Here is a 19,744-nt window from a genome sequence, read left to right on the forward strand (position 1 = left end):
GTATACCCTCTTCATTGGTGACGATGGGCATAGGATAAAGGGGGGCTATCGTTTACGATATCTAAATGATTTGAACCAAGCGTTTAGGAAAATCAAACGACATGAAGCTCACCCTGCAACAACTCAAGGTGTTCGCCACCATAGCCCGCCACGGCAACCTGGGGCAGGCGGCCGGCGAGCTCTGCCTCAGCAAGGGGGCCGTCTCCCAGGCGCTGCAGGAGCTGGAGCGCCAGCTCGGCACGCCGCTGTTCGACCGGGTGCACCCCAGGCTCCAGCTCAACAGCGAGGGGCGCCTGCTGCAACCGGCCGCCGATGAGATGCTGACCAGGATGCAGGAGATAGAGCAACTGTTCAGCCCGGATGCCGAGCCCAGCGGCCAGCTGCGCCTTGGAGCCAGCCAGACCATAGGCAACTACCTGCTGCCCGATCTGCTGGCGGGAGGAGCCAGGGATCAGGGCGCCGCCCCCAGGGTCACCATCGCCAACACCCATCTGCTGTGCCACGCCCTGGCCCACTTCGAGCTGGATCTGGCCCTCATCGAGGGGGAGAACCACCACCCTGAGCTGGTGAGCGAGCCCTGGCTGGAAGACGAGATGCTGATCATCGCCCCGCCCCACCATCCCCTGGCGGGCCAGCCGGAGCTGCCCCTTCGCCGGTTCGCCGGCGAGACCTGGGTGCTGCGCGAACCCCAGTCAGGGAGCCGCGAGCAGTTCGAGCAGCAGATCCAGCCCCAGCTGCCGCACTGGCGTGCGGGGATCGAGCTCAACACCTTGGAGGCGGTGATGCTGGCGGTGGAGAAGGGGCTCGGCATCTCCTTCATCTCCCGCCTCGCCGTCGCCGATCGGCTGGCACAGGGGCGCCTGGTGGCCCTCACCCCGAGCAGCCGCTTCCCCCGCCGGCTCTCCCTCGCCTGGCACAAACAGAAGTTCCACTCCGCGGCCCTGCGCCGTTTCCTGACCTTCTGCCGCGCCCAGACCCTGCCCTGAGCCCGGGCCGAGAAGGCAAGAGAGGGCGCCTGGGCGCCTTGGGATGACGGCCGCTTAACGGCCTCACCCTGCCCCCTTGAGCCCCCCTTCGACCCAGCCCAGCACGCGGCGCGTCAGGGCGTGGGGCAGCCAGGGGGAGTCCAGCAGGCGGTGACGCAGGCAGTCGGCGAAGTGATCCGCCTCGTGCTGCATGCCGCCCCCCTCCACCGGCAGGTAGATGTCCGCCGGCCAGGCGACCGGCGCCCCGCCCCCCTGCCAGCGAATATGCTGGGGGTTCCACCACTTGCCCTCGATGACGAGGGACCAGTCCTCCCCCTCCAACCAGGCATCCCGGTCGAGATCATCGGTGATGGAGGCGCCGAGCTCGGCCGAGAAGGGGTAGTGGAAGGTGAAGCTGGCGGCCAGATCCACCTCCCCGCTGGCCCGCGCCAGGGTCACCTCGGGCACGCCGCAGGCCAGCCCAAGCCGATCGCAGAGGGCGGCATAGAGCCAGAGCGGATAGACCCCCACGTCCCAGGCGGCGCCACCATCTAGGGCGGGATCGAACAGCTTGCCGACCGGGGGCTGGGCCGAGCCGAACGCCGCCCTCAGACTGCGGGGCGCCGGCAGCAGCGGCAGGCGTTGCAGCAGGGCGCGCATGGCGGGGAAGCACATCACCTTCATGGCCTCGAGCAGCAGCAGGCCGCGCTCATGGGCGAGCGCCACCAGGGCGTCCCAATCCGCCACCCGGGTCACCGCCGGTTTTTCCACCAGCACGTGCTTGCCCGCCAGCAGCATCTGCCTGATCAGGGCGGCGTGCTCCGGGTGGATCACCGCCACATAGACGGCCTCCACCTCGGGGCTCTCGGCCAGGGCCTGATAGCTGCCATAGGCCAGTGGCAGCCCCAGCTCGCGGGCGAACGCGTCGGCCCGCCCCTGATCCCGGGCGGCGATCGCCACCACCCGCCCGCCCCTGGCGTGCTGGTTGACATCGCGGCAGAAACGCCGGGCGATGGCGCCCGCCCCGGCAATCCCCCAGCGCAGGGGCCCCTTTCCCTCTTCTTGCATCTCGTCTCCTCACTGCCCTGTGGCAACGCGCATCCTGCCCCGAACCTCAGGCTGCTGCCGGACTGGTCTGCAGGCTGCGCAACCAGCGGATCTCTTCACCCCAGATCGACTCGTCTATGGTCTCGAGGATCAGCGGGATGCCGTCGAAACGCGCGTCATTCATGATGTGGTGGAACACCGCCTCCCCCAGGTTCCCCTCCCGCAGGCTGTGGTGGCGATCGACCCGACTACCGAAGGTACACTTGGCGCCGTTGATATGCATCCCCTTCAGGTACTCAAAGCCCACGATGCGCTCAAACTCGGCGAACACGGCGGCGCAGGACTCCGGGGTGCGCAGATCGTAGCCGGCGGCGAAGGCGTGGCAGGTATCGAAGCAGACGCCGACCCGGCTCTTATCCTCCACCCCCTCGATCAGGGTGGCCAGGTGCTCGAACGACCAGCCGAGGTTGGTGCCCTGGCCTGCGGTATTCTCGATCACCGCCGTCACTCCCTGGCTGCGCTCCAGCGCCCAGTTGATGGACTCGCTCACCAGTTTCAGGCTGGCGGCCTCCGGGATCTGCTTCAAATGGCTGCCGGGGTGGAAGTTGAGGTAGCAGAGCCCGAGCTGCTCGCAGCGCTTCATCTCGTCCAGGAAGGCATCCCGGGACTTGGCGAGGCCGTCGGGATCCGGGTGACCCAGGTTGATGAGGTAGCTGTCGTGGGGCAGGATCTGCTCCGGGAGAAAGCCTGCCTTGTCGCAGGCCGCCTTGAAGGCGCGGATGCTGGCATCCGACAGGGGCGCCGCCTGCCACTGGCGCTGGTTCTTGGTGAACAGGGCGAAGGCGTTGGCCCCGATAGCCTGGGCGCGGGCTATGGTGTTCTCCACCCCGCCGGCCGCACTGACGTGGGCTCCGATAAATTTCATCTCATCTCCTCTGCGCGTTGCCATGGACCTCCCCGGGCGCTTCTGGCTCGGGACAAGGCACATGGTGATGGGGCGCCATTATGCCCAAGCCGCGCCACTGCGCCAAACCGGGATTGTCGATGGGGGCCATGGAAAAGGCGCCCGAAGGCGCCTTGGTGATGACAGATGTCGGGGCTCGCTCTCAATAGGCCAGGCCGGCACCATAGGGGTAGAGCGGGTTCGCGGAGTCCTTCGCCACGTCCGGGTACTGGTTTTGCACCGCCTGCCAGCTGGAGGGCAGCTCGAAGGGCAGCTTGCCGCGGGCCTTCTGCTTGCCGCTGATGACGTCGAACAGGGACTGATCCAGAGCACCGAAGTTGGCCAGCAGCACCCGGGCCGCCGGCGCCACCTCGGTCAGGATGGCGGGCCTGTCCAGATAGACGGAGAGCACCAGGGGCACACCGGCCTGCTCGATGGCCTGGATGGCGGCAAAGTCGTCGGCCCCGTGGTAGATCCCCTCGTGGGCCGTCTCCTGCACCACCTGGTCATTGCTGGCAAAGCCGAGCTGGCCATAGTGGATGCTGCCAAACGGGAAGCGGGGATCCTGCTCGCCCGGGGCGTTGACCCGCACGATGGCGAGCTCCGCCTGGGCCAGGTCCGTCACCACGGTATAACCGTTGGCCGCGGCCACCTCGGCATTGACGTTGTGCAGGTAGACCCGCTTGCCGTCCGCCTTGAGTGGCAGCAGGGCCCCCTCGTTCTTCAGCAGCACGTGGGACGCCGCCTGGGCAGCCTGGGCGGCCTGCTGGAACTCGGCCTTGCCCACCAGGGTCACCGCCGCCTCGGCATCCACATAGGGATTTTCGAACAGCCCCAGGGCGAACTTCTGCTCCAGGATGCGCTCGGCCGAGGTGGTGAGCGCCGCCTCGGTCACCAGACCGCTCTGCACCGCCGCCAGCAGGGGGGCGGGATCCTCCACCCCGCCAAACTGATCCACCCCGGCGGCGATGGCCTTGGCGTAACGCTCGGCCTTGGTGAGCTTCTCCACGCCCCAGGACATGCCAAAGGGCACTGTCCAGGGGCTGACGCCCGCCGTCACCTCATCCTGGGTCAGCCCCTGCTCGCAGCGGCTGTCGCAGTCGTTGACTATGCCCCAGTCGCTCAGCACCACGCCGTCGAACTTGAAGTGGCCCCGCAGCAAGTCGGTGAGGATCTGGCGGTTGAAGCCAAAACCCACCTCCTCGATGGCCTGGCCCTCATGGGTCAGCCCCTCGGGCAGGGCGTAATAGGGCATCACGGCCCCGACTTTGGCCTCGAAGGCCCCCTCGAACGGCACCAGGTGATAGGCAAACTGGCCACCGGGGTAGACCTGCTCCTTGCCCCAGGGGTTGTGGGCGTCCAGCCCGTCCTTCTGGGGACCGGCCCCGGCGAAGTGCTTGACCACGGTGACCACGCTCTCCTTGCCAATGCCGTCACTCCCCTGCTGGAAGCCCTGGATATAGGCCTTGACCAGGGACTTGGCGAGCTGGTTGTCTTCGCCGAAGGTGCCGTTGATGCGCCCCCAGCGCGGCTCGGTCGCGAGATCCGCCTGGGGCGAGAGCGCCTCGTGAATGCCGACGGCGCGGTACTCCTGGCGGGCGATGTCGCCGAAGCGCTGCACCAGGGCGGCATCGCCGATGGCGGCCAGCCCCAGGGTCTCCGGCCACTGGGAGAAGGCCCCGGCGCCGACGCTGGTGGCGTTGGGATCATGGGTGAAGTGGTTGCGCGGATCCGTGCTCACCGTCATGGGGATGCCGAGCCCCACCCCCTCCAGCAGGGCCTGCAGCCGGTTGTTGTCTTCGGCGATGGCCGCCGGATCCCCCGCCATCCGGGTGATGAAGGTATTCACCCCATCGGTACGCAGCATCTTGTCCATGGCGGCGAGGTCGACCCGGCCGTCGGCATCCAGCACCAGGGTGCCGTGCATCATCAGGCCCGCCTTCTGGGCCAGGGTGAGCCGACCCGTCAGGTCCCGCGCCCGCTCGGCGGCGCCGAGGCGCCAGTCCTCGTAGGGGGTCAGGGTGCCATTGCCGTCCAGATCCTTGAACTGCAGGCCGTCCTGCTCGATCAGGGCGACGGTGCGATGGCCCAGGACGGGCTGTTCCGGTTTGGGGGTGGAGTCGTTGTCGTTGCACCCTGCCAGCAGCAGGGCCCCTATGGCGAGGGCGACACGGGTTCGGGAGAGCGAGTGGTGTTTCATTATTGTTATCTTCCTTGTGTGTGTAGGAGTGACCACTCTATGCAAATGCGGCCCCCCTCACTTGCCCGTCGGGTGCAGGAAGTTGCCGGTTGGGAGCAGGGGTGAAAAGTGTGAAAAGGGTTGCAGGGTTACCCTTGGTTACAAATCCGAAACATAAAAGCGGCGCTGGCTCACGGCAATCCAGCGCCGCTGACGGATGATGGAAGGCCACCGCCGACAAGGATTTTTGCCGTGAAAACCGTCTCCAACCGGATTGCCCTGCACTGCCTCACCCACTGGCAGAGACAGGGACGAGATCCGGCCCAGCTCCTGCAAGGTGCCGGGATTGCCAGAGAAGAGCTGCTGCTCCCCCAGGGGCGGATCGACGCCCAGCGCCACTTCCGGCTGCTGGCCCGGGCCGCCCCCCATATGAACTGCGACCACTGGGGGGCGCCCCCCACGCTCACCGGCCTGTTCGCCGACTTTCTGCCGCTCGCAAGCCTGTGCTGCAACGCCGCCACCCTGCGCCAGGCGCTGCACTTCTTCCTCTCCTTTCGCCCCCTCATCGGCGAGAGCGACCGGATAGTGCTGCGGGAGGAAGATGGTCAGGCGAGGCTGAGTTACCACTCGGAATCCGATCACCCGGACGTCATCGCCATGAGCAGCCTGGCGAATCTGGGCAATCTCTATGCCCTGCTCCAGTTCTATCACCCGGGGCAGGGCCAACTGGTGCTGCCCACCCTCGTCAGGCCTGCACTCTGGCGCGACCTGACGACCTGGCTGGGCGCCCGCCTGCTGCGGGGCCAGGGGTTCGAGCTGCGCTTCCCCTCGGCCCTGCTCGATCTCGCCCACGGGGGCTGCAACCTCCCCCTGCAGCCCCTGCTGCTGGGGGAGATAAACCGGCAGATGGCCCTGCTGCGCCCGCGCACCCGCTACCGGGATCGCGTGCTCGATCTCATCCGTCAAACGCTCTGGCAGGAAGGCCTGGAGGAGCGAGCGCCTCTCGCTGTGGTCTGCGACAGCCTCGGGCTGACCCGCTGGACCCTCAACCGCCACCTGCGGGAGGAGGGCTGCCACTTCTCCGGGCTGCTGGATCAGGTGCGGCGGGAGGAGGCGTGCCGCCTGCTGCAGGATCCCGCCCTGCCGCTGCAGGCGGTGGGAGACAGGCTCGGCTTTGCCAGCCAGAGCAGTTTCACCCGCTTCTTTCGTGCGGCCTTCGCCCTCTCCCCCCGGGAGTTTCGCTCAAGGCGCGGCCGCCTCTGACTCCCCGGCCAGGGAGCGGGCGAGCAGCTCGCCCAGCCAGTGGATGAAGAGCTGGACCCTGGGCGCCAGCTGGCGGCGGTGGGCATAGAGGGCGTGGATGGGGAGCGGCGGCGCCTGCCAGGAGGGCAGTATGCTCACCAGCTCGCCGCGCGCGAGCAGCTCCTCCACCCCCACCCTCGGCATCTGGATGATGCCGAGCCCCGCCAGCGCCGCCGCCAGATAGGTCTCGCTGTCGTTGACCGTCAGGGCTCCCGCCATGGGCAGCAGGGCCCGGCTGCCGTCCTCCCGCAGGTATTCGAAGCCGGGCTCGGGGCGCCCCTGCCCGCCGCCGCTCCCCGTGCCAACCCCGGGGCCATAGTGCACCAGCCGGTGATGGGCCAGATCGGCGAGGTGCTGCGGTACCCCGTGGCGGGCCAGGTAGGCGGCGCTGGCGCAGTTGATCTGGCGGTAGTGGCCAAGGGGCCTTGCCACCAGGCTGGAGGGTTCCAGGCTGCCGACCCGCACCACGCAGTCAAACCCCTCGCGCACCAGGTCCACCCGCCTGTCCGTGCTGCTCAGCATCAGCTGCAAGGCGGGGTGCCTGGCCAGAAAGTCCGGCAGCGCGGGGATCACCAGGTGGCGCGCCATCCGGCTCGGCATGTCGAACCGCAACTGGCCCGAGATCTGGCCCTCCTGGCGAAACAGGCCGTCAAACTCCTCCATGTCCGCCAGCAGCTCCCGGCAGCGGGCATAGCAGATCTGGCCGTCCGTGGTGAGTTGCACCCGCCTCGTGGTGCGCTGCAACAGCCGGGTACCCATGCGCTCCTCCAGCCGGCGGATGGCGGCGGAGAGGGTCGCCTTGGGGATGCCGGACAGCTCGGCGCAGCGGCTGAAGCTCTCCAGTTCGGCGACCCGCACGAAGGCCCTCATCGCATCTAGGTGATCCATGGCCTGATTGTCTCTCTAAACGGAACAGTGATTTCATTATCACGCTATTTATCGGGTTTGAAACGAACAATACAGTGATCCGGTCGGCTCGCACCGAGCCCTCGTCATTCACCCGGACAGGAGTCACACCATGACCAGACCCATCGCCCTCATCACGGGAGCCAGCCGCGGCCTCGGCAAGCACGGCGCCCTGGCCCTCGCGGCCAAAGGCGTCGATCTCATCCTCACCTACCGCAGCCAGGCCGGGGAGGCCGCCGCCGTGGTGGCCAGGGCCCGCGCCCTCGGGGTACAGGCCCATGCCCTGGCGCTGGACGTGGGGGAGAGCACCACCTTCGCCACCTTCGCAGACGAGGTAAAGCAGCTGCTCGCCCGGGAGTGGCAGCGCACCCATTTCAACTTCCTGGTCAACAACGCCGGGATCGGCATCCGCGCCAGCTTCGAGCAGACCACGGAGCAGCAGTTCGACACCCTGCTCAACATCCACCTCAAGGGCACCTTCTTCCTGACCCAGGCGCTGCTGCCGCTGATCGCGGATGGCGGCCGCATCCTCAACCTCTCCACCGGCCTCACCCGCTTCGCCATGCCGGGCTATGCCGCCTACGCCGCCATGAAGGGGGGTGTGGAGGTGCTGACCCACTACCTGGCCAAGGAGCTGGGTCCCCGCGGCATCGCCGTCAACGTGCTGGCCCCCGGCGCCATCGAGACCGACTTTGGCGGCGGCGTGGTGCGCGACGACAAGGGGGTCAACGCCTTCCTCGCGAGCCAGACGGCCCTCGGCCGGGTGGGCCAGCCCGACGACATCGGCGGCGTCATGGCCGCCCTGCTCTCCGATGACAGCCGCTGGATCACCGCCCAGCGCATCGAGGCCTCGGGGGGCATGTTTATCTAGGCCGCGCTTCGCGCCAGCCCCCTCAAAACAGCAGGCCCCCTCGGATGAGGGGGCCTGCTGGCATTCAGGGCGGGCATTCTCTGCGCACTGCCGCGCTCACTCGCGCCTTACAGGGTCTTGCCGCCGGAGGCGATCACCTGGCGGTACCAGTGGAAGCTCTCCTTCTTGATGCGGCGCAGGGATCCGCCCTGCTCGTCGCGCTCCACATAGACGAAGCCGTAGCGTTTCTGGTAGCCGTTGAGCCAGCTCAGGATGTCGGTGAAGGACCAGGCGCAGTAGCCAAGCAGCTCGACCCCGTCCTGCATCGCCTCCTGGCACGCCTTGATATGGCTGCGCAGGTAATCGATGCGGTAGTCGTCCCTCACCTTGTCTCCCGCCTCCAGCTTGTCGAACTCGCCGAGGCCGTTCTCGGTGATCATCAGCGGCAGGCCGTAGCGAGACGAGAGGCGACGCAGGGCGATGCGCATCCCGGTGGGATCGATGGCCCAGTCCCAGTTGCTGGTCTCGAGGTGCGGATTGGGGGCCGTCTTGTAGAGGCCGGGCACGCCGCTGGAGGGCGTAGTGCCCTTCTTGCCCGTGGTGTTGATGCGCTGCATGGTCTGACCGCCGAGGGGATTGTCGGTGAAGGTCAGGGTGTAGTAGTAGTTGACGCCTATGTAGTCCGGCGTCCCCTCCTTCAGCAGGGCCAGATCCCCCGGCAGGATCTCGGGGGCCTCGCCGGTTTCCCTCAGGTAGGCGAGCGCCGCCTGGGGGTAGCGGCCGAAGCAGTAGGCGTCCAGCCACCAGAGGTTGGTGAACTCCTCGGCGTTCTCGAACGCCAGCATGTCTTTGGGATCGCACGACGCCGGATAGGCGGGCGAGTAGGCGAAGCTCGGGCCGATCAGCCCCCCCGGCACATGCTCGCGGAACGCCTTGATGACCCGGGCGTTGGCGAGAAACGCGATGTGGTTGGCGGCAAAGAAGCGCTTCCTGTCCTGCACCGCGGGCGGGTGGGTGCCGAGCTGGTAGGCGTTGGTCAGGTTGTAGTTCTGCTCGTTGAGCGACACCCAGTACTTCACCTTGGCGCCGAAGCGCTGGTAGAGGGTCACGCAGTAGCGCTCGAAGTCGTCGATGATGCGCCTGTCTTCCCAGCCACCGTACTCATCCTGCAACGCCTGGGGCAGGTCCCAGTGATAGAGGGTCAGCACCGGCTCGATGCCGTGGGCCAGCAGGGTATCGACGAGTTTCTCGTAGAAGGCCAGCCCCGCCTCGTTCACCTCGCCGCGGCCGGTCGGATAGATGCGCGGCCAGCTCACCGAGAAGCGGTAGGCCTTGAGCCCCATCTCCGCCATCAGCGCCACGTCCTCCTCCATACGGTGGTAGTGATCCACCGCCACGTCGCCGTTGCTGCCCTCAAAGGTCTTGCCCGGCAGCTTGGTGAACAGATCCCACACCGAGGGGCCCTTGCCATCGGCATTCCAGGCCCCTTCCACCTGGTAGGCGGCGGAGGCGGCGCCCCACAGAAAATCGGTGGGGAAGTCGTTGAACTTGTGATGATGCATCTGGTGTTGCTCCTTCTGCGCGAATGGCCCTGCCCCCCTGCGGGGAGCCCGAAATCAATTGGCATCAGCATCCAACACTTCTAAAATTCCGTCCAATGACAAATATGACCACTCAAGATTCCCAATAGGAATGAAAGGGGAAACCATGGAGCTAAGGGATCTGAAAGCCTTCGTCACCCTGGGGGAGGTATTGCACTTCGGTCAGGCGGCGGCGCGCCAGCACATCACCCAGTCGGCCCTGAGCAAGCAGATCCGGCGCCTAGAGGCGGAATTTGGCGGCGATCTGTTCGAGCGCAGCGCAAGCCACACCCGGCTCACCGCCCTGGGCCGCGCCCTCTACGGAGACGCCTGTGCCCTGGTGGCCCAGAGCGAGCAGCTCGCCCGCAGCGCCCGCGACGTGCTGGCGGGCAACGGCGGCACCCTGCGCATCGGCTTCGGGGTCGCCACCAAGCTGTTGGTGCCCGCCGCCATCGCCCGGTTTCGGGCCAGCCGCCCCGGGGTCGGCATCGAGCTCTACGATCTCTCCACCCACCACCAGTTGCTGGCGCTGGCCGAGGGGCGGCTGGATCTCGGCTTCTGCCGCCTGCCCGCCCCCAAAGGCTGGCACTGCCTGCCTGTGGTGCGCGCCCATTTTGTCGCCGTGCTGCCTGCGAGTTACGCCGGGGTCAGCGGCCTCAAAGATCTGGTGGACAGGCCGCTCGCCATCCTGCGCCGGGACAAGGCCCCCTCCTTTTACGATCAGTTCGTCCACTACCTGGCCCAGAGCGGGCTGAGGTTTCAGGAGATCCAGTACGTAAACGACTTCGCCGCCGGCATCGCCACCGCGGCGGCAGGCATCGCCTGGACCCTGGTCCCCTCCTCCACCACCATAGAGCACCCCGACGTGCTGACCCTGCCCCTGGAGGAGCCCGAGGCGAGCTGGATCATCGGGCTCATTCGCCCGCCAGGCAACGACAACCCCCTCATCACCCCCTTCTGGCAGACGGTGGCGGCGCTGGCGGATCCCGCCCTCGGCGATCCGCCCGGGCAGCAGATCAGGGTGTCACCCGACGACCCTACCCCCGACGGGAAAGGTATCATCTGAGAACCACATTAAGGGTAGCTTTGGGCGGACACCCCCCTTAAAATCGTGCCATTGCCTCTGGCGCCCACGACAAGGATCCGTTTCTTCCATGCCATCCCACTGGTTGCTGAGGTTTGACCTTCATCGCCTCATCCTGGCCCTGGCCGTGCTCGGCGTGCTGGCCACCTTCGGCAACAGCTTCTACGCCATCCATCAGGCCCAGCGGCAGTTGCTGATCGACAGCACCCTGGAGGCGAACCGGGTCTATGCCGCCAAGCTGGCCGCCTCCACCGACGCCATGCTGCGCTCGGCCCAGGGGCAGCTCGCCTATGGCGCCAGCCGGCTGGCGCCCATGCTGCTGGCCAATGACGTCGAGGGGCTCGATGAGCTGATGAGCCAGCTGCGCCAGCAGACCAACACCTTCAACTCGGTGGCCGTCGTGAACACCGAGGCCACCGTGGTCGCCGTCTCCCCCGAGACCCTGAAAGTCAAGGGGGTCAAGCTTAGTTCCCGCAGCGCCCGTCAGAGTCTCGCCAGTCGGAAGCCACTCATCTCGGACCCGCTCATCGCCCTCTCGGGCAACTACCTTATCAGCCTCTCCTATCCGATCTTTGCGGCCGACGGGCGCTACCTCGGCTTCGTGGCAGGCAGCATCTATCTGGAGTCCGCCAGCGTGCTCTCCAGCCTGCTGGGCCAGCACTACTATCAGGACGGCTCCTACCTCTATGTGGTAGACCGGCAGAGAACGCTGATCTACCACCCCAATCCCAAGCGCATCGGCCAGAAGGTCGGCGACAACCGGGTGGTGGACGAGGTATTGCAAGGGCGGCAAGGCGCACAGGCCGTGCTCAATTCCGGAGGAAACGAGATGCTGGCGGGCTTCGCCCCGGTGGCAGACGCCGGCTGGGGCGTGGTGGCCCAGCGCCCCCGCAGCGCCACCCTGGCCGGGCTGGATCAACAGATGTTCGAGATCCTCAAGGGGATGATCCCGGTCACCCTCTTCATCCTCTTCGTCATCTGGCTCTCGGCCACCGCCATTGCCAGGCCGCTGCGACAACTGGCCAACCGGGCCAGGCTGATGGATCAGCAGGGGGCGGCCTCCAACATCTCCGGCATCCGCGCCTGGTACTACGAGGCGGCCCAGCTGAAGCTGGCCATCCTCAAGGGGCTGGGGCTGCTCAACACCAAGATAGACAAGCTGCACACCGACAGTCACACCGACCCCATGACCGGGCTCTTCAACCGGCGGGCCATGCAGCAGATGCTGGACGACTACCAGGCCCAGTCACGCCCCCTGGCCGTGATCGCCCTCGACATCGATCACTTCAAGGCCATCAACGACGGCTTCGGCCACGACGTGGGGGATGCCGTCATCATCGCCCTGGCGACCCTGATGCAGCAGGATCTGCGCCCCGACGCCGCCCTGTGCCGCAGCGGCGGCGAGGAGTTCCTGTTGCTGCAGCCCGGGGTCTCCCTGGCGCAGGCCCAGCGGATCGCCGAGCGGCTGCGGGCCAGGGTGGCCAGCCACGAGATGGAGACGGGCGGGCATATCACCATCTCCCTCGGGGTCGCCCACTGGCCGGCGGATACCACGGATCTTGCCGCCGTGCTCAAGCAGGCGGACAAGGCGCTCTACGAGGCCAAGCGCAGGGGCAGAAACTGCGTGGTGGTGGCAGAGGCGGATTGACATGCGGCCCCATGAGGGGCCGCGTTGTATCAGAAGCTGTAACCCATCTTCAGGTAGATGCCGGCGTTATCATCCTTGCCCATGGCGTATTCGAGGTTGGCCACTATGCCCGCCTCCGGCTTGAGCAGGTACTGCACCCCCGCCCCCCAGGCGGGATAGACGTTGTCGCGGTCGCCACAGTCGAGGGCCTCGCCGTTGACGCCGTCCCCATAGAGGCAGGCCACCCCGGCAAAGGCGGTCAGGGTCCAGCGTTCCGTCAGCTGGTAGCGCTCCTCCACCTCCACCGCCGACATGTGCTGTCCCAGGTATTCCCCCGGGGTGTAGCCACGCAGGTAGATGGGGGAGTAGGAGCCCGTCGGCGCCTGGTGAGAGAACTGGTTGCGATTGCGCCAGGCGAGCACATGGCCATCGCCGTGGCTCCAGTAGCCGCGATAATCCACCCGGTAGATATCGAAGTCCTCCTCTCCCCCCAGTCCCTCCCGGTAGGCCAGGTTGTTGACGTTGAGGTACCAGCCCCTGGTCGCGCGAAAGTCGCTGTCCCGGGAGTCGTGCTGCACCACCAGCCCCAGGCCCCCCGAGGTGAAGCCCTCCAGCCCCAGCTCCTCCAGGATCTGGTCGGACTGTGGATCCTGCCCCTGCATCTCGTAGTTGGAGTAGGCCGCCATGCCGCCGACGAACCAGTCCCCCTCCACCCGATGGAGGTAGCGCAGGAAGGCGGAGCGGAAGTGGTCGTTGGTCTCGAGGGGGCGGCCGCTGCCGAGGTAGTCCTCGTAGTCGTTGTTGATGTCCCCCGAGATGATGCCGCCGACGAGGCGGTGGTGGTCCGCCCCGAACGACGTCTTGGCGAAGGCGCTCGCGATCAGGGACTCCGAGGTGGTGTACTTGGCCGAGACGGTGAAGAGCGAGGGGCGCGATCCCTCGTCGAACTGGTGCAGGTAGCCCACCATCAGCCCCGCCGCCGTGTCCAGCTTGGGGCTGGAGCTCAGCAGCGGCACGAACAGCCAGGGCGAGCGCCCGGCCTCCCCCTTGCCGTTCGCCCCGGCCTTCTCCTTGTCCTCCCCGCCCTCCTGGCTCGCCTCCTCGACGGGCGCCGCGTTCACGATCGGGCTGGCCAGGATCAGGGCGAGGCTGGCCAGCAGCGCTGTGCTTGAATTCAACATCTGTGGGATCCGTATCGGGTTGAGTGCACCGCCGCTCGGGATTGACCGACGCGGGCGCGCCACTTCAGGTAACCGTCCCGGCCTGGTCGAGGGGGAGCGGGAAAGGGGCAGAAGCATAGGAGCAAGCGCAGGCCCCGGCTACCTAAAGGTGGTCAGCCATACAATCGCCATACAGCTTGGCCACACATTGGCCCGGATGAATACCACCCAAGCCAAGACCCCTGTCATGGACAGGGGTCTTGGGAGGGTCAGAGGTTGACGGCCAGGCTCGCGGCCTGTGGCTGGCTTGGGGTCACCAGCACGGGCACCGACTTGGAGGTGGGGGTGAAGGAGCCCTCCCCTATGCTGTCGATGGCCACCAGGGGGTTGGTCTCCGGGTAGTAGGCGGCGATGTTGCCCTTCGGGATCTCGTAGAAGATGACGCTAAAGCCGCGCACCACCCGCTCGCGCCCGTCGTTGCAGATGGCCGCCATGTCCACTAGCTGCTCCTCGGCGAGCCCCAGCCTCCTGGCGTCCTCCTCATTCATGAAGACCACGTTGCGTCGCCCCTTGATGCCGCGATAGCGGTCATCCATGCCATATATGGTGGTGTTGTACTGATCGTGGGAGCGCAGGCTCTGGAGCAGCAGCACGGGCTGATCCTGCATCTGCTCCGCGTGGCTGGTGCACTCGGGCAGGATGGAGTCCGGCAAACGGCTCGCCCTGAATTCGGCGCGCCCGCTCGGGGTGTTCCAGCGCAGCAGGGCGGCGCTGTTCTCCAGGTGGAAGCCGCAGGGCTCCTCGATGCGGCGGTTGAAGTCGCCAAAGCCCGCGATGGTCTCCTCGATGAGATCCCGCAGCAGCCCGTAGTCATCCCGCAGCGCCAGCCACTCCACCCGCTCGCTGCCGAGCGTCGCCTCGGCCATGCGCGCGACTATGTCGATTTCGGAGAGGCAGAGTGGCGAGACCGGCTCGTTCATGCCGGTGGAGGCGTGCACCATGCTGAAGGTGTCCTCCACGGTGATCTTCTGCACCCCGGTGCGCTGCAGGTCGAGCTCGGTGCGGCCGAGACAGGGCAGGATCAGGGCATCCTTGGAGACCATGAGGTGGCTGCGGTTGAGCTTGGTGCTGATCTGCACATTGAGCTCGCAGCGGCGCATCGCCTCATAGGTGAAGTCGGTGTCCGGCGCCGCGGCCGCCAGGTTGCCCCCGAGGCAGATGAGTACCTTGCTCCTGCCGCCGTGCAGGGCCTTGAGGGCCTCATGGACGTTGTGGCCCGGCGTGCGCTTGAGGCCCACCGGGAAGCGGCGCTCCAGGCGATCGAGGAAGGCGGCGTTGGGTTTCTCGTTGATCCCCATGGTGCGGTTGCCCTGCACGTTGCTGTGGCCGCGCACCGGGCAGAGCCCGGCCCCCGGCTTGCCGATCTGGCCGCACATCAGGTGCAGGTTGACGATTTCGCGAATGGTGTCGACCGAGTGCTTGTGCTGGGTGATCCCCATGGCCCAGCAGCTGATCACGCGATCGCTCTTGGCGAAGATCTGCGCAGCCCGGGTGATCTCCTCTCGACCGAGCCCGGATTGCGCCTCGATCTGTGCCCACTCAGTGGCCTTCACCTGGGCAACATACTGATCAAACTGCGTCGTATGCTGCTCGATAAAGGCGAGATCGAGGCGATTCCCCTCCTCTTCCAGGATGTATTTCGCCATGCCGCGAATGGCCGCCATGTCGCCGCCAAGCTTCGGCGTGAGGTACTGGTGGCTGATGGTGGTGGCCGCCGGCGTTAACAGCTCCGCCGGGCTCTGGGGGCTCGCGAAGCGCTCGAGGGCCACCTCTTTCAGGTTGTTGAAGGTGACTATCTGGCAGCCCTGGCGCGCCGCCTTGCGCAGGGAGTTCATCATCCTCGGGTGGTTGGTGCCCGGGTTCTGGCCAAAGACGAAGATGGCTTTGGCGGCGTCGAAGTCATCGAGCACCACAGTGCCCTTGCCCACCCCGACGGACTGGATGAGCCCCACCCCGCTCGCCTCGTGGCACATGTTGGAGCAGTCGGGGAAGTTGTTGGTGCCATAGAGGCGGCCGAACAGCTGATACAGATAGGATGCCTCGTTGCTGGCACGTCCCGAGGTGTAGAACTCCACCTCGTCGGGGCTGGCCAGGCTCTTGAGCTTGTCGGCGATGAGGGCAAACGCCTGGTCCCAGCTTATCGGCTCGTAGTGGTCGGTGGCCGAGTTGTAGCGCAGGGGCTCGGTCAGCCGCCCCTGGTATTCGAGCCAGTAGTCGCTCTGGGTGGCGAGGCGTCGCACCGAATGCTCGGCGAAAAAGTCGGCCCCCACCGTCTTGCCGGTGGACTCCCAGGCCACCGCCTTGGCGCCGTTCTCGCAGAACTGGAAGGTCCCCTGCTTGTTGTCACCCCAGGCGCAGCCGGGGCAGTCGAAGCCGTCGGTCTGGTTGACCCGCAGCAGGTTCTTGATGTTCTGCCGGGTCTTCTGGCTCTGCAGCACCTGCTTGAAGGTGGACTGCAGGGAGGAAAAGCCGCCGGCCTTGGCCGGTTTCTCAATATGACGGGACATGGGGTTCTCCAACGTGATCCTGGGCGCGGGGGCTGGCATAGCAGACCGGGGCGTCGGATCGGGGCACATGAATGAGGGTCAGGTTGTACTTCAAGGCCAGTCGCACCGCGAGCTGGCTGGGAGAGGCAAGGCTGATGAGGTGGGGGGCGCCAAATTGCACCGCCTTGTGAATGAGTTCGCTGCCGCAGCGGCTGGTGATGACCAGAGTATCGGCCTGCGCAGATTGGCGCAGCTGCATGCCGATGAGCTTGTCCAGGGCGTTGTGGCGACCTATGTCCTCCCGGCAGGCGAGGATGTCGCCGCGATCATTCAGCGCCAGGGCGGCATGGAGGGCCCCGCTCTGGCGGGCCTTGCTCTGCCAGGGGGCGATGCGCTCGCGCAAGTCCCGCAGACGCTCGATATCGAAGGGGACGCCCGGAGTCAGGGGGGTGAGCGCCGGCAGCGCATGCTCGATGGCCTCCACCCCGCAGATGCCGCAGCCGCTCGCCCCGGCCATGCGACGCTTGCGTTGGCCAAGCGCCGCCAGGCAGCGGTTGGCGATGGTGACGTCGAGCACCACCCCCTGCTCGGAAGGGGTGCTCTGGATGTCGTGCACATCGTGGTTGCCGCCGATGATCCCCTCGCCAAACAGAAAACCGATGGCGAAGTCGTCGAGATCGTCCGGGGTGGCCATCATGACCGCGTGGTTGATGCCGTTGATGTTGACGGACACGGCCACCTCTTCCACCAGCTCATCCAGCCTGGGCAACCGTGAATTGAAAGGGTTCATTCGAGACGCTTATAAGCTGTATTCGGGCCTCAAGTTTAGATAAGCCGCCGCGCCAAAACCAATGAAACAAATCTATTCGCTGATAGACAACCTCTATTGCCATGGCTATGTCGATTGATTAACTTTGTCAGCCATCCTCCACCTCAATCGCCTCTCTTCGATGAACATCAAGCAGTTGCACTATTTCCACGAGCTGGCCCAGCACAAGCACTTCGCCAAGGCGGCCAAGGCCTGCTTCATCACCCAGCCGACCCTGTCCGCCAGCATCACGGCGCTGGAGAAGTCCCTCGGCACCGAGCTGGTGGTGCGCAACAGCCAGTTCGTGGCGCTGACCCAGGCAGGGGAAGTGGTGCTGCGCCACGCCGAGCGGATGCTCCGGGAGCAGGACTCCCTGCGCCAGGAGCTGAGTCTGTTCAGTGGTGGGCTGTCGGGGGCCCTGCGCATCGGCGTGGTGCCCCAGTCGAGCATCGACATCATGCCGCTGCTCAAGGGGTTCAACGACGCCTTCCCCAAGGTCGGCCTGCACCTGTCGGTGATGACCCACGGCACCCTGATGGATCAACTGGATCTGCACCGCATCGACATCGGCCTCGGCTTTGACGAGCTGCTCACCGAGCACCAGCGCCGGACCCTCGACGTCCAGCTGCGCCACCCCAACCCCATGGCCCTGCTGGGTCCCCTGCCCCCTCACCTCAACGAGAACCAGCCCCTGAGGCTGGCGGACCTGCAAGATCTCCCCCTGATCCTGCCAAGCACCACCATGCAGTTTCGCCGCTACCTCGACGAGACCGCCGCCCGCCAGCAGCTCAGCCTGCGGGTGGTGCTGGAGACCGACTCCCTGTTCCACCTGGTCAACGGGGTGAGCCACGGCCTGGGCTGCGCCGTGGTCAGCGCCGGCATTGCCGCCACCGCCAGGCAGCTCTTCAAGCTGCCCTGCCACCCCTTGAGCGATGCGAGCGCCGGCACCATCGCCTTCATCACCCGAAAACACAGCGTCACCCCCGCCATGAAGGCGTTTCTCGCCAAGGCCGAGACATGAAAAAGGCAGCCCACCCTGGGCTGCCTGCATCTGTCGTCTGGGGAGCTGTCGCCTCCCGTGGCGTCAGCGCGCCCCTTGCTGCTTGTCCAGCGCCGCGATGAAGGCGCTCGCCAGGGCGTGGTCGGAGAAGGGATTCTGGCCTGTGATGAGCTCCCGATCGATCACCACGCCGGGCTGCCAGGGGGCGACGAACTGCATCTTGCCACCGGCTTGCGCCATGGCCTGCGCCGGGTAGTAGCGCAGCTTGTCGCCCCCAAGGGAGCCTTCGAACACCACCTCTTCCTTGTCGGAGAAGATGGTCATCCTGTAACCGTCGTAGATCCACTCTCTGGCGCCGTCCGCCTTGCCTGCGATGACGGCCTGCTCGAACCCGGCCGGATCCGCCTGCGCCGCCAGCAGCGCGATGGGGCCGTGGCAGATGGCCGCCGTGGGCTTCTGGTGTTCGTGGAAGTGGCGCAGCAGGGTGCCCACCTCGGGATCCTTGGCGAGATCGATAAGCGGGGCATGACCGCCGGGAATGAAGAGGCCGGCGTAGCGCTCGGGACCGGATTGCAGCACCTCCCTCAGGGAGAGCACCTGGTTGGCACCGAACAGCCCCTCCACCACGGCGCCGATGCGCGCCATCTCCTGCGGGTTGCCGCCAAAATACTGGGGATCGATGGAGCTCTTGTCGGCTTCGGGCCGGTTCCCTCTCGGGGTCACCGGGGTCAGGGTATAACCGGCCTCCAGCAGGGCGGCGGCAGGCACCCCCAGTTCATTCTGGTAGAAGCCGGTGGTCAGGCTCTTGCCCCCTTGCAGCGGCAGCTCGGTCTCGCTCGAGAGCAGTACCAGGATCTCGCCTTTCGGGGCGGCGCTGGCCGCGGCGGAGGTCGCCAGCAGCAGTGAGGCCAGCACGGCCTTGAGGGTGTTCTTCATCGTGATCTTCCTTCTGATGGCAGTGATCGATCGGGCGGCCACCGGGCCGCCCTCGATGAGCAATTTACTGATTACCCACGGGCGAATAAACTCACGCCAATGAACTTGTTTATTTACATGGATGAACATATGTCCCGTGCCTTCGACCCCGTCCAGCTCGGCACCATAGAGCTCTTTTGCAAGGCAGCCGAACTTGGCAGCTTTACAGCCACGGCTCAGGTGCTGGGGGTGACGCCCGCCTCGGTGAGCCGCTCCATCCAGCGTCTCGAGGCCAGGTTCGGCGTCAAACTCTTCCATCGCACCACCCGCAGCGTGCGCCTCACCCACGACGGTGAGCTCTATCGGGATCAGTGCCAGCAGGCGCTCGAGCAGATCGCCGAGGCCGAGCGGGCCATCACCGGCCGCCAGCGCCACCCCAAGGGGGTGCTGCGCATCAGCGTGGGCACCGTCTATGCCCACCACCGCCTGGTGCCCCTGCTGCCGGGCTTCATGGCGGCCTATCCCGAGGTCGAACTGGAACTCAATGTCTCCAACAGGAACATCGACTTCGTGGAGGACGGCTACGATCTCGCCATCCGGCTGGGGGAGCCGCGCGATGGGCGGATCATCGCCCGCAAGCTGGAGGATGCCAGCCTCGGGGTCTTCTGCGCCCCCGACTATGTCGCCCGCCGCCCCGCGCCGACCTCCCTGGACGCCCTGCAGCAACACGATCTGATCCAGTTCATCACCCCGAGCACGGGTCGCCCCTTCCCCTGGCAGTTTGTGGACGAGCAGGGATCCCCTGTCGATCTCCATGTGCACAGCCGCCAGC

The 19,744-nt window shown here is 66.4% G+C and carries 16 protein-coding genes; 7 read left to right on the top strand and 9 right to left on the bottom strand.

The window, feature by feature from the left end:
• Positions 1-101: 101 nt before the first annotated feature.
• Positions 102-986, top strand: coding sequence for a LysR substrate-binding domain-containing protein (locus tag BN1132_RS05455; RefSeq protein ID WP_042075723.1), 885 nt, complete (start codon positions 102-104; stop codon positions 984-986).
• A 63-nt stretch (positions 987-1,049) separates the two neighbouring features.
• Here BN1132_RS05455 and BN1132_RS05460 read toward each other — a convergent pair whose 3' ends face one another.
• The 3 genes from BN1132_RS05460 to BN1132_RS05470 form a co-directional block, all read right to left on the bottom strand.
• Positions 1,050-2,033 (bottom strand): Gfo/Idh/MocA family protein, encoded by a 984-nt coding sequence (locus tag BN1132_RS05460; RefSeq protein ID WP_042075726.1) that lies wholly within the window; start codon positions 2,031-2,033, stop codon positions 1,050-1,052.
• 46 nt (positions 2,034-2,079) lie between these two features.
• Positions 2,080-2,937: a deoxyribonuclease IV gene (nfo, locus tag BN1132_RS05465; protein ID WP_042075728.1), complete on the bottom strand. Its 858-nt coding sequence runs from the start codon at positions 2,935-2,937 to the stop codon at positions 2,080-2,082.
• Between the two features lie 181 nt (positions 2,938-3,118).
• Positions 3,119-5,155, bottom strand: coding sequence for a glycoside hydrolase family 3 protein (locus BN1132_RS05470; RefSeq protein ID WP_042075731.1), 2,037 nt, complete (start codon positions 5,153-5,155; stop codon positions 3,119-3,121).
• Between the two features lie 231 nt (positions 5,156-5,386).
• Here BN1132_RS05470 and BN1132_RS05475 point away from each other — a divergent pair, with 231 nt between their 5' ends.
• The gene (locus BN1132_RS05475; protein WP_042075733.1) at positions 5,387-6,397 is read left to right on the top strand and encodes a helix-turn-helix domain-containing protein; all 1,011 of its coding nucleotides are present in this window, start codon (positions 5,387-5,389) and stop codon (positions 6,395-6,397) included.
• On the opposite strand, the gene BN1132_RS05480 is transcribed toward BN1132_RS05475, so the two are convergent.
• Positions 6,377-7,324, bottom strand: coding sequence for a LysR family transcriptional regulator (locus tag BN1132_RS05480; RefSeq protein ID WP_042075735.1), 948 nt, complete (start codon positions 7,322-7,324; stop codon positions 6,377-6,379). The genes BN1132_RS05475 and BN1132_RS05480 overlap by 21 nt on opposite strands.
• A gap of 130 nt (positions 7,325-7,454) precedes the next feature.
• On the opposite strand from BN1132_RS05480, the gene BN1132_RS05485 reads away from it, so the two are divergent.
• Positions 7,455-8,213: an SDR family NAD(P)-dependent oxidoreductase gene (locus BN1132_RS05485; RefSeq protein WP_042075738.1), complete on the top strand. Its 759-nt coding sequence runs from the start codon at positions 7,455-7,457 to the stop codon at positions 8,211-8,213.
• A gap of 107 nt (positions 8,214-8,320) precedes the next feature.
• On the opposite strand, the gene BN1132_RS05490 is transcribed toward BN1132_RS05485, so the two are convergent.
• Positions 8,321-9,754, bottom strand: coding sequence for a glycoside hydrolase family 1 protein (locus tag BN1132_RS05490; RefSeq protein ID WP_042075740.1), 1,434 nt, complete (start codon positions 9,752-9,754; stop codon positions 8,321-8,323).
• A gap of 145 nt (positions 9,755-9,899) precedes the next feature.
• Here BN1132_RS05490 and BN1132_RS05495 point away from each other — a divergent pair, with 145 nt between their 5' ends.
• Together BN1132_RS05495 and BN1132_RS05500 are read left to right on the top strand one after the other, a co-directional pair.
• Positions 9,900-10,838: a LysR family transcriptional regulator gene (locus BN1132_RS05495; protein WP_042075742.1), complete on the top strand. Its 939-nt coding sequence runs from the start codon at positions 9,900-9,902 to the stop codon at positions 10,836-10,838.
• 88 nt (positions 10,839-10,926) lie between these two features.
• Positions 10,927-12,504, top strand: a complete 1,578-nt coding sequence (locus BN1132_RS05500) for a sensor domain-containing diguanylate cyclase (protein ID WP_042075745.1) — start codon at positions 10,927-10,929, stop codon at positions 12,502-12,504.
• 29 nt (positions 12,505-12,533) lie between these two features.
• Here BN1132_RS05500 and BN1132_RS05505 read toward each other — a convergent pair whose 3' ends face one another.
• The 3 genes from BN1132_RS05505 to fdhD all read right to left on the bottom strand — a co-directional run bounded on the left by BN1132_RS05505 (position 12,534) and on the right by fdhD (position 16,979).
• A complete protein-coding gene (locus BN1132_RS05505; protein WP_244462912.1) occupies positions 12,534-13,664 on the bottom strand; it encodes a BamA/TamA family outer membrane protein in 1,131 nt (376 codons plus the stop codon).
• A gap of 248 nt (positions 13,665-13,912) precedes the next feature.
• Positions 13,913-16,210, bottom strand: a complete 2,298-nt coding sequence (locus tag BN1132_RS05510) for an FdhF/YdeP family oxidoreductase (RefSeq protein WP_042075746.1) — start codon at positions 16,208-16,210, stop codon at positions 13,913-13,915.
• Positions 16,194-16,979, bottom strand: a complete 786-nt coding sequence (fdhD, locus tag BN1132_RS05515) for a formate dehydrogenase accessory sulfurtransferase FdhD (protein WP_042075748.1) — start codon at positions 16,977-16,979, stop codon at positions 16,194-16,196. Before fdhD ends, BN1132_RS05510 begins: the two co-directional genes overlap by 17 nt.
• 160 nt (positions 16,980-17,139) lie before the next feature.
• On the opposite strand from fdhD, the gene BN1132_RS05520 reads away from it, so the two are divergent.
• Positions 17,140-18,018, top strand: a complete 879-nt coding sequence (locus BN1132_RS05520) for a LysR family transcriptional regulator (RefSeq protein ID WP_042075765.1) — start codon at positions 17,140-17,142, stop codon at positions 18,016-18,018.
• 63 nt (positions 18,019-18,081) lie between these two features.
• Here the strand turns inward: BN1132_RS05520 and BN1132_RS05525 are convergent, their stop codons facing one another.
• The gene (locus tag BN1132_RS05525; RefSeq protein ID WP_042075750.1) at positions 18,082-18,933 is read right to left on the bottom strand and encodes a type 1 glutamine amidotransferase domain-containing protein; all 852 of its coding nucleotides are present in this window, start codon (positions 18,931-18,933) and stop codon (positions 18,082-18,084) included.
• Between the two features lie 129 nt (positions 18,934-19,062).
• On the opposite strand from BN1132_RS05525, the gene BN1132_RS05530 reads away from it, so the two are divergent.
• On the top strand, positions 19,063-19,744 hold a 682-nt coding region (locus BN1132_RS05530), incomplete at its 3' end, for a LysR family transcriptional regulator (protein ID WP_052447002.1).

It is taken from the genome of Aeromonas sanarellii, from assembly GCF_000820085.1.
In the GTDB taxonomy this organism is placed as follows: Bacteria; Pseudomonadota; Gammaproteobacteria; order Enterobacterales; family Aeromonadaceae; genus Aeromonas; species Aeromonas sanarellii.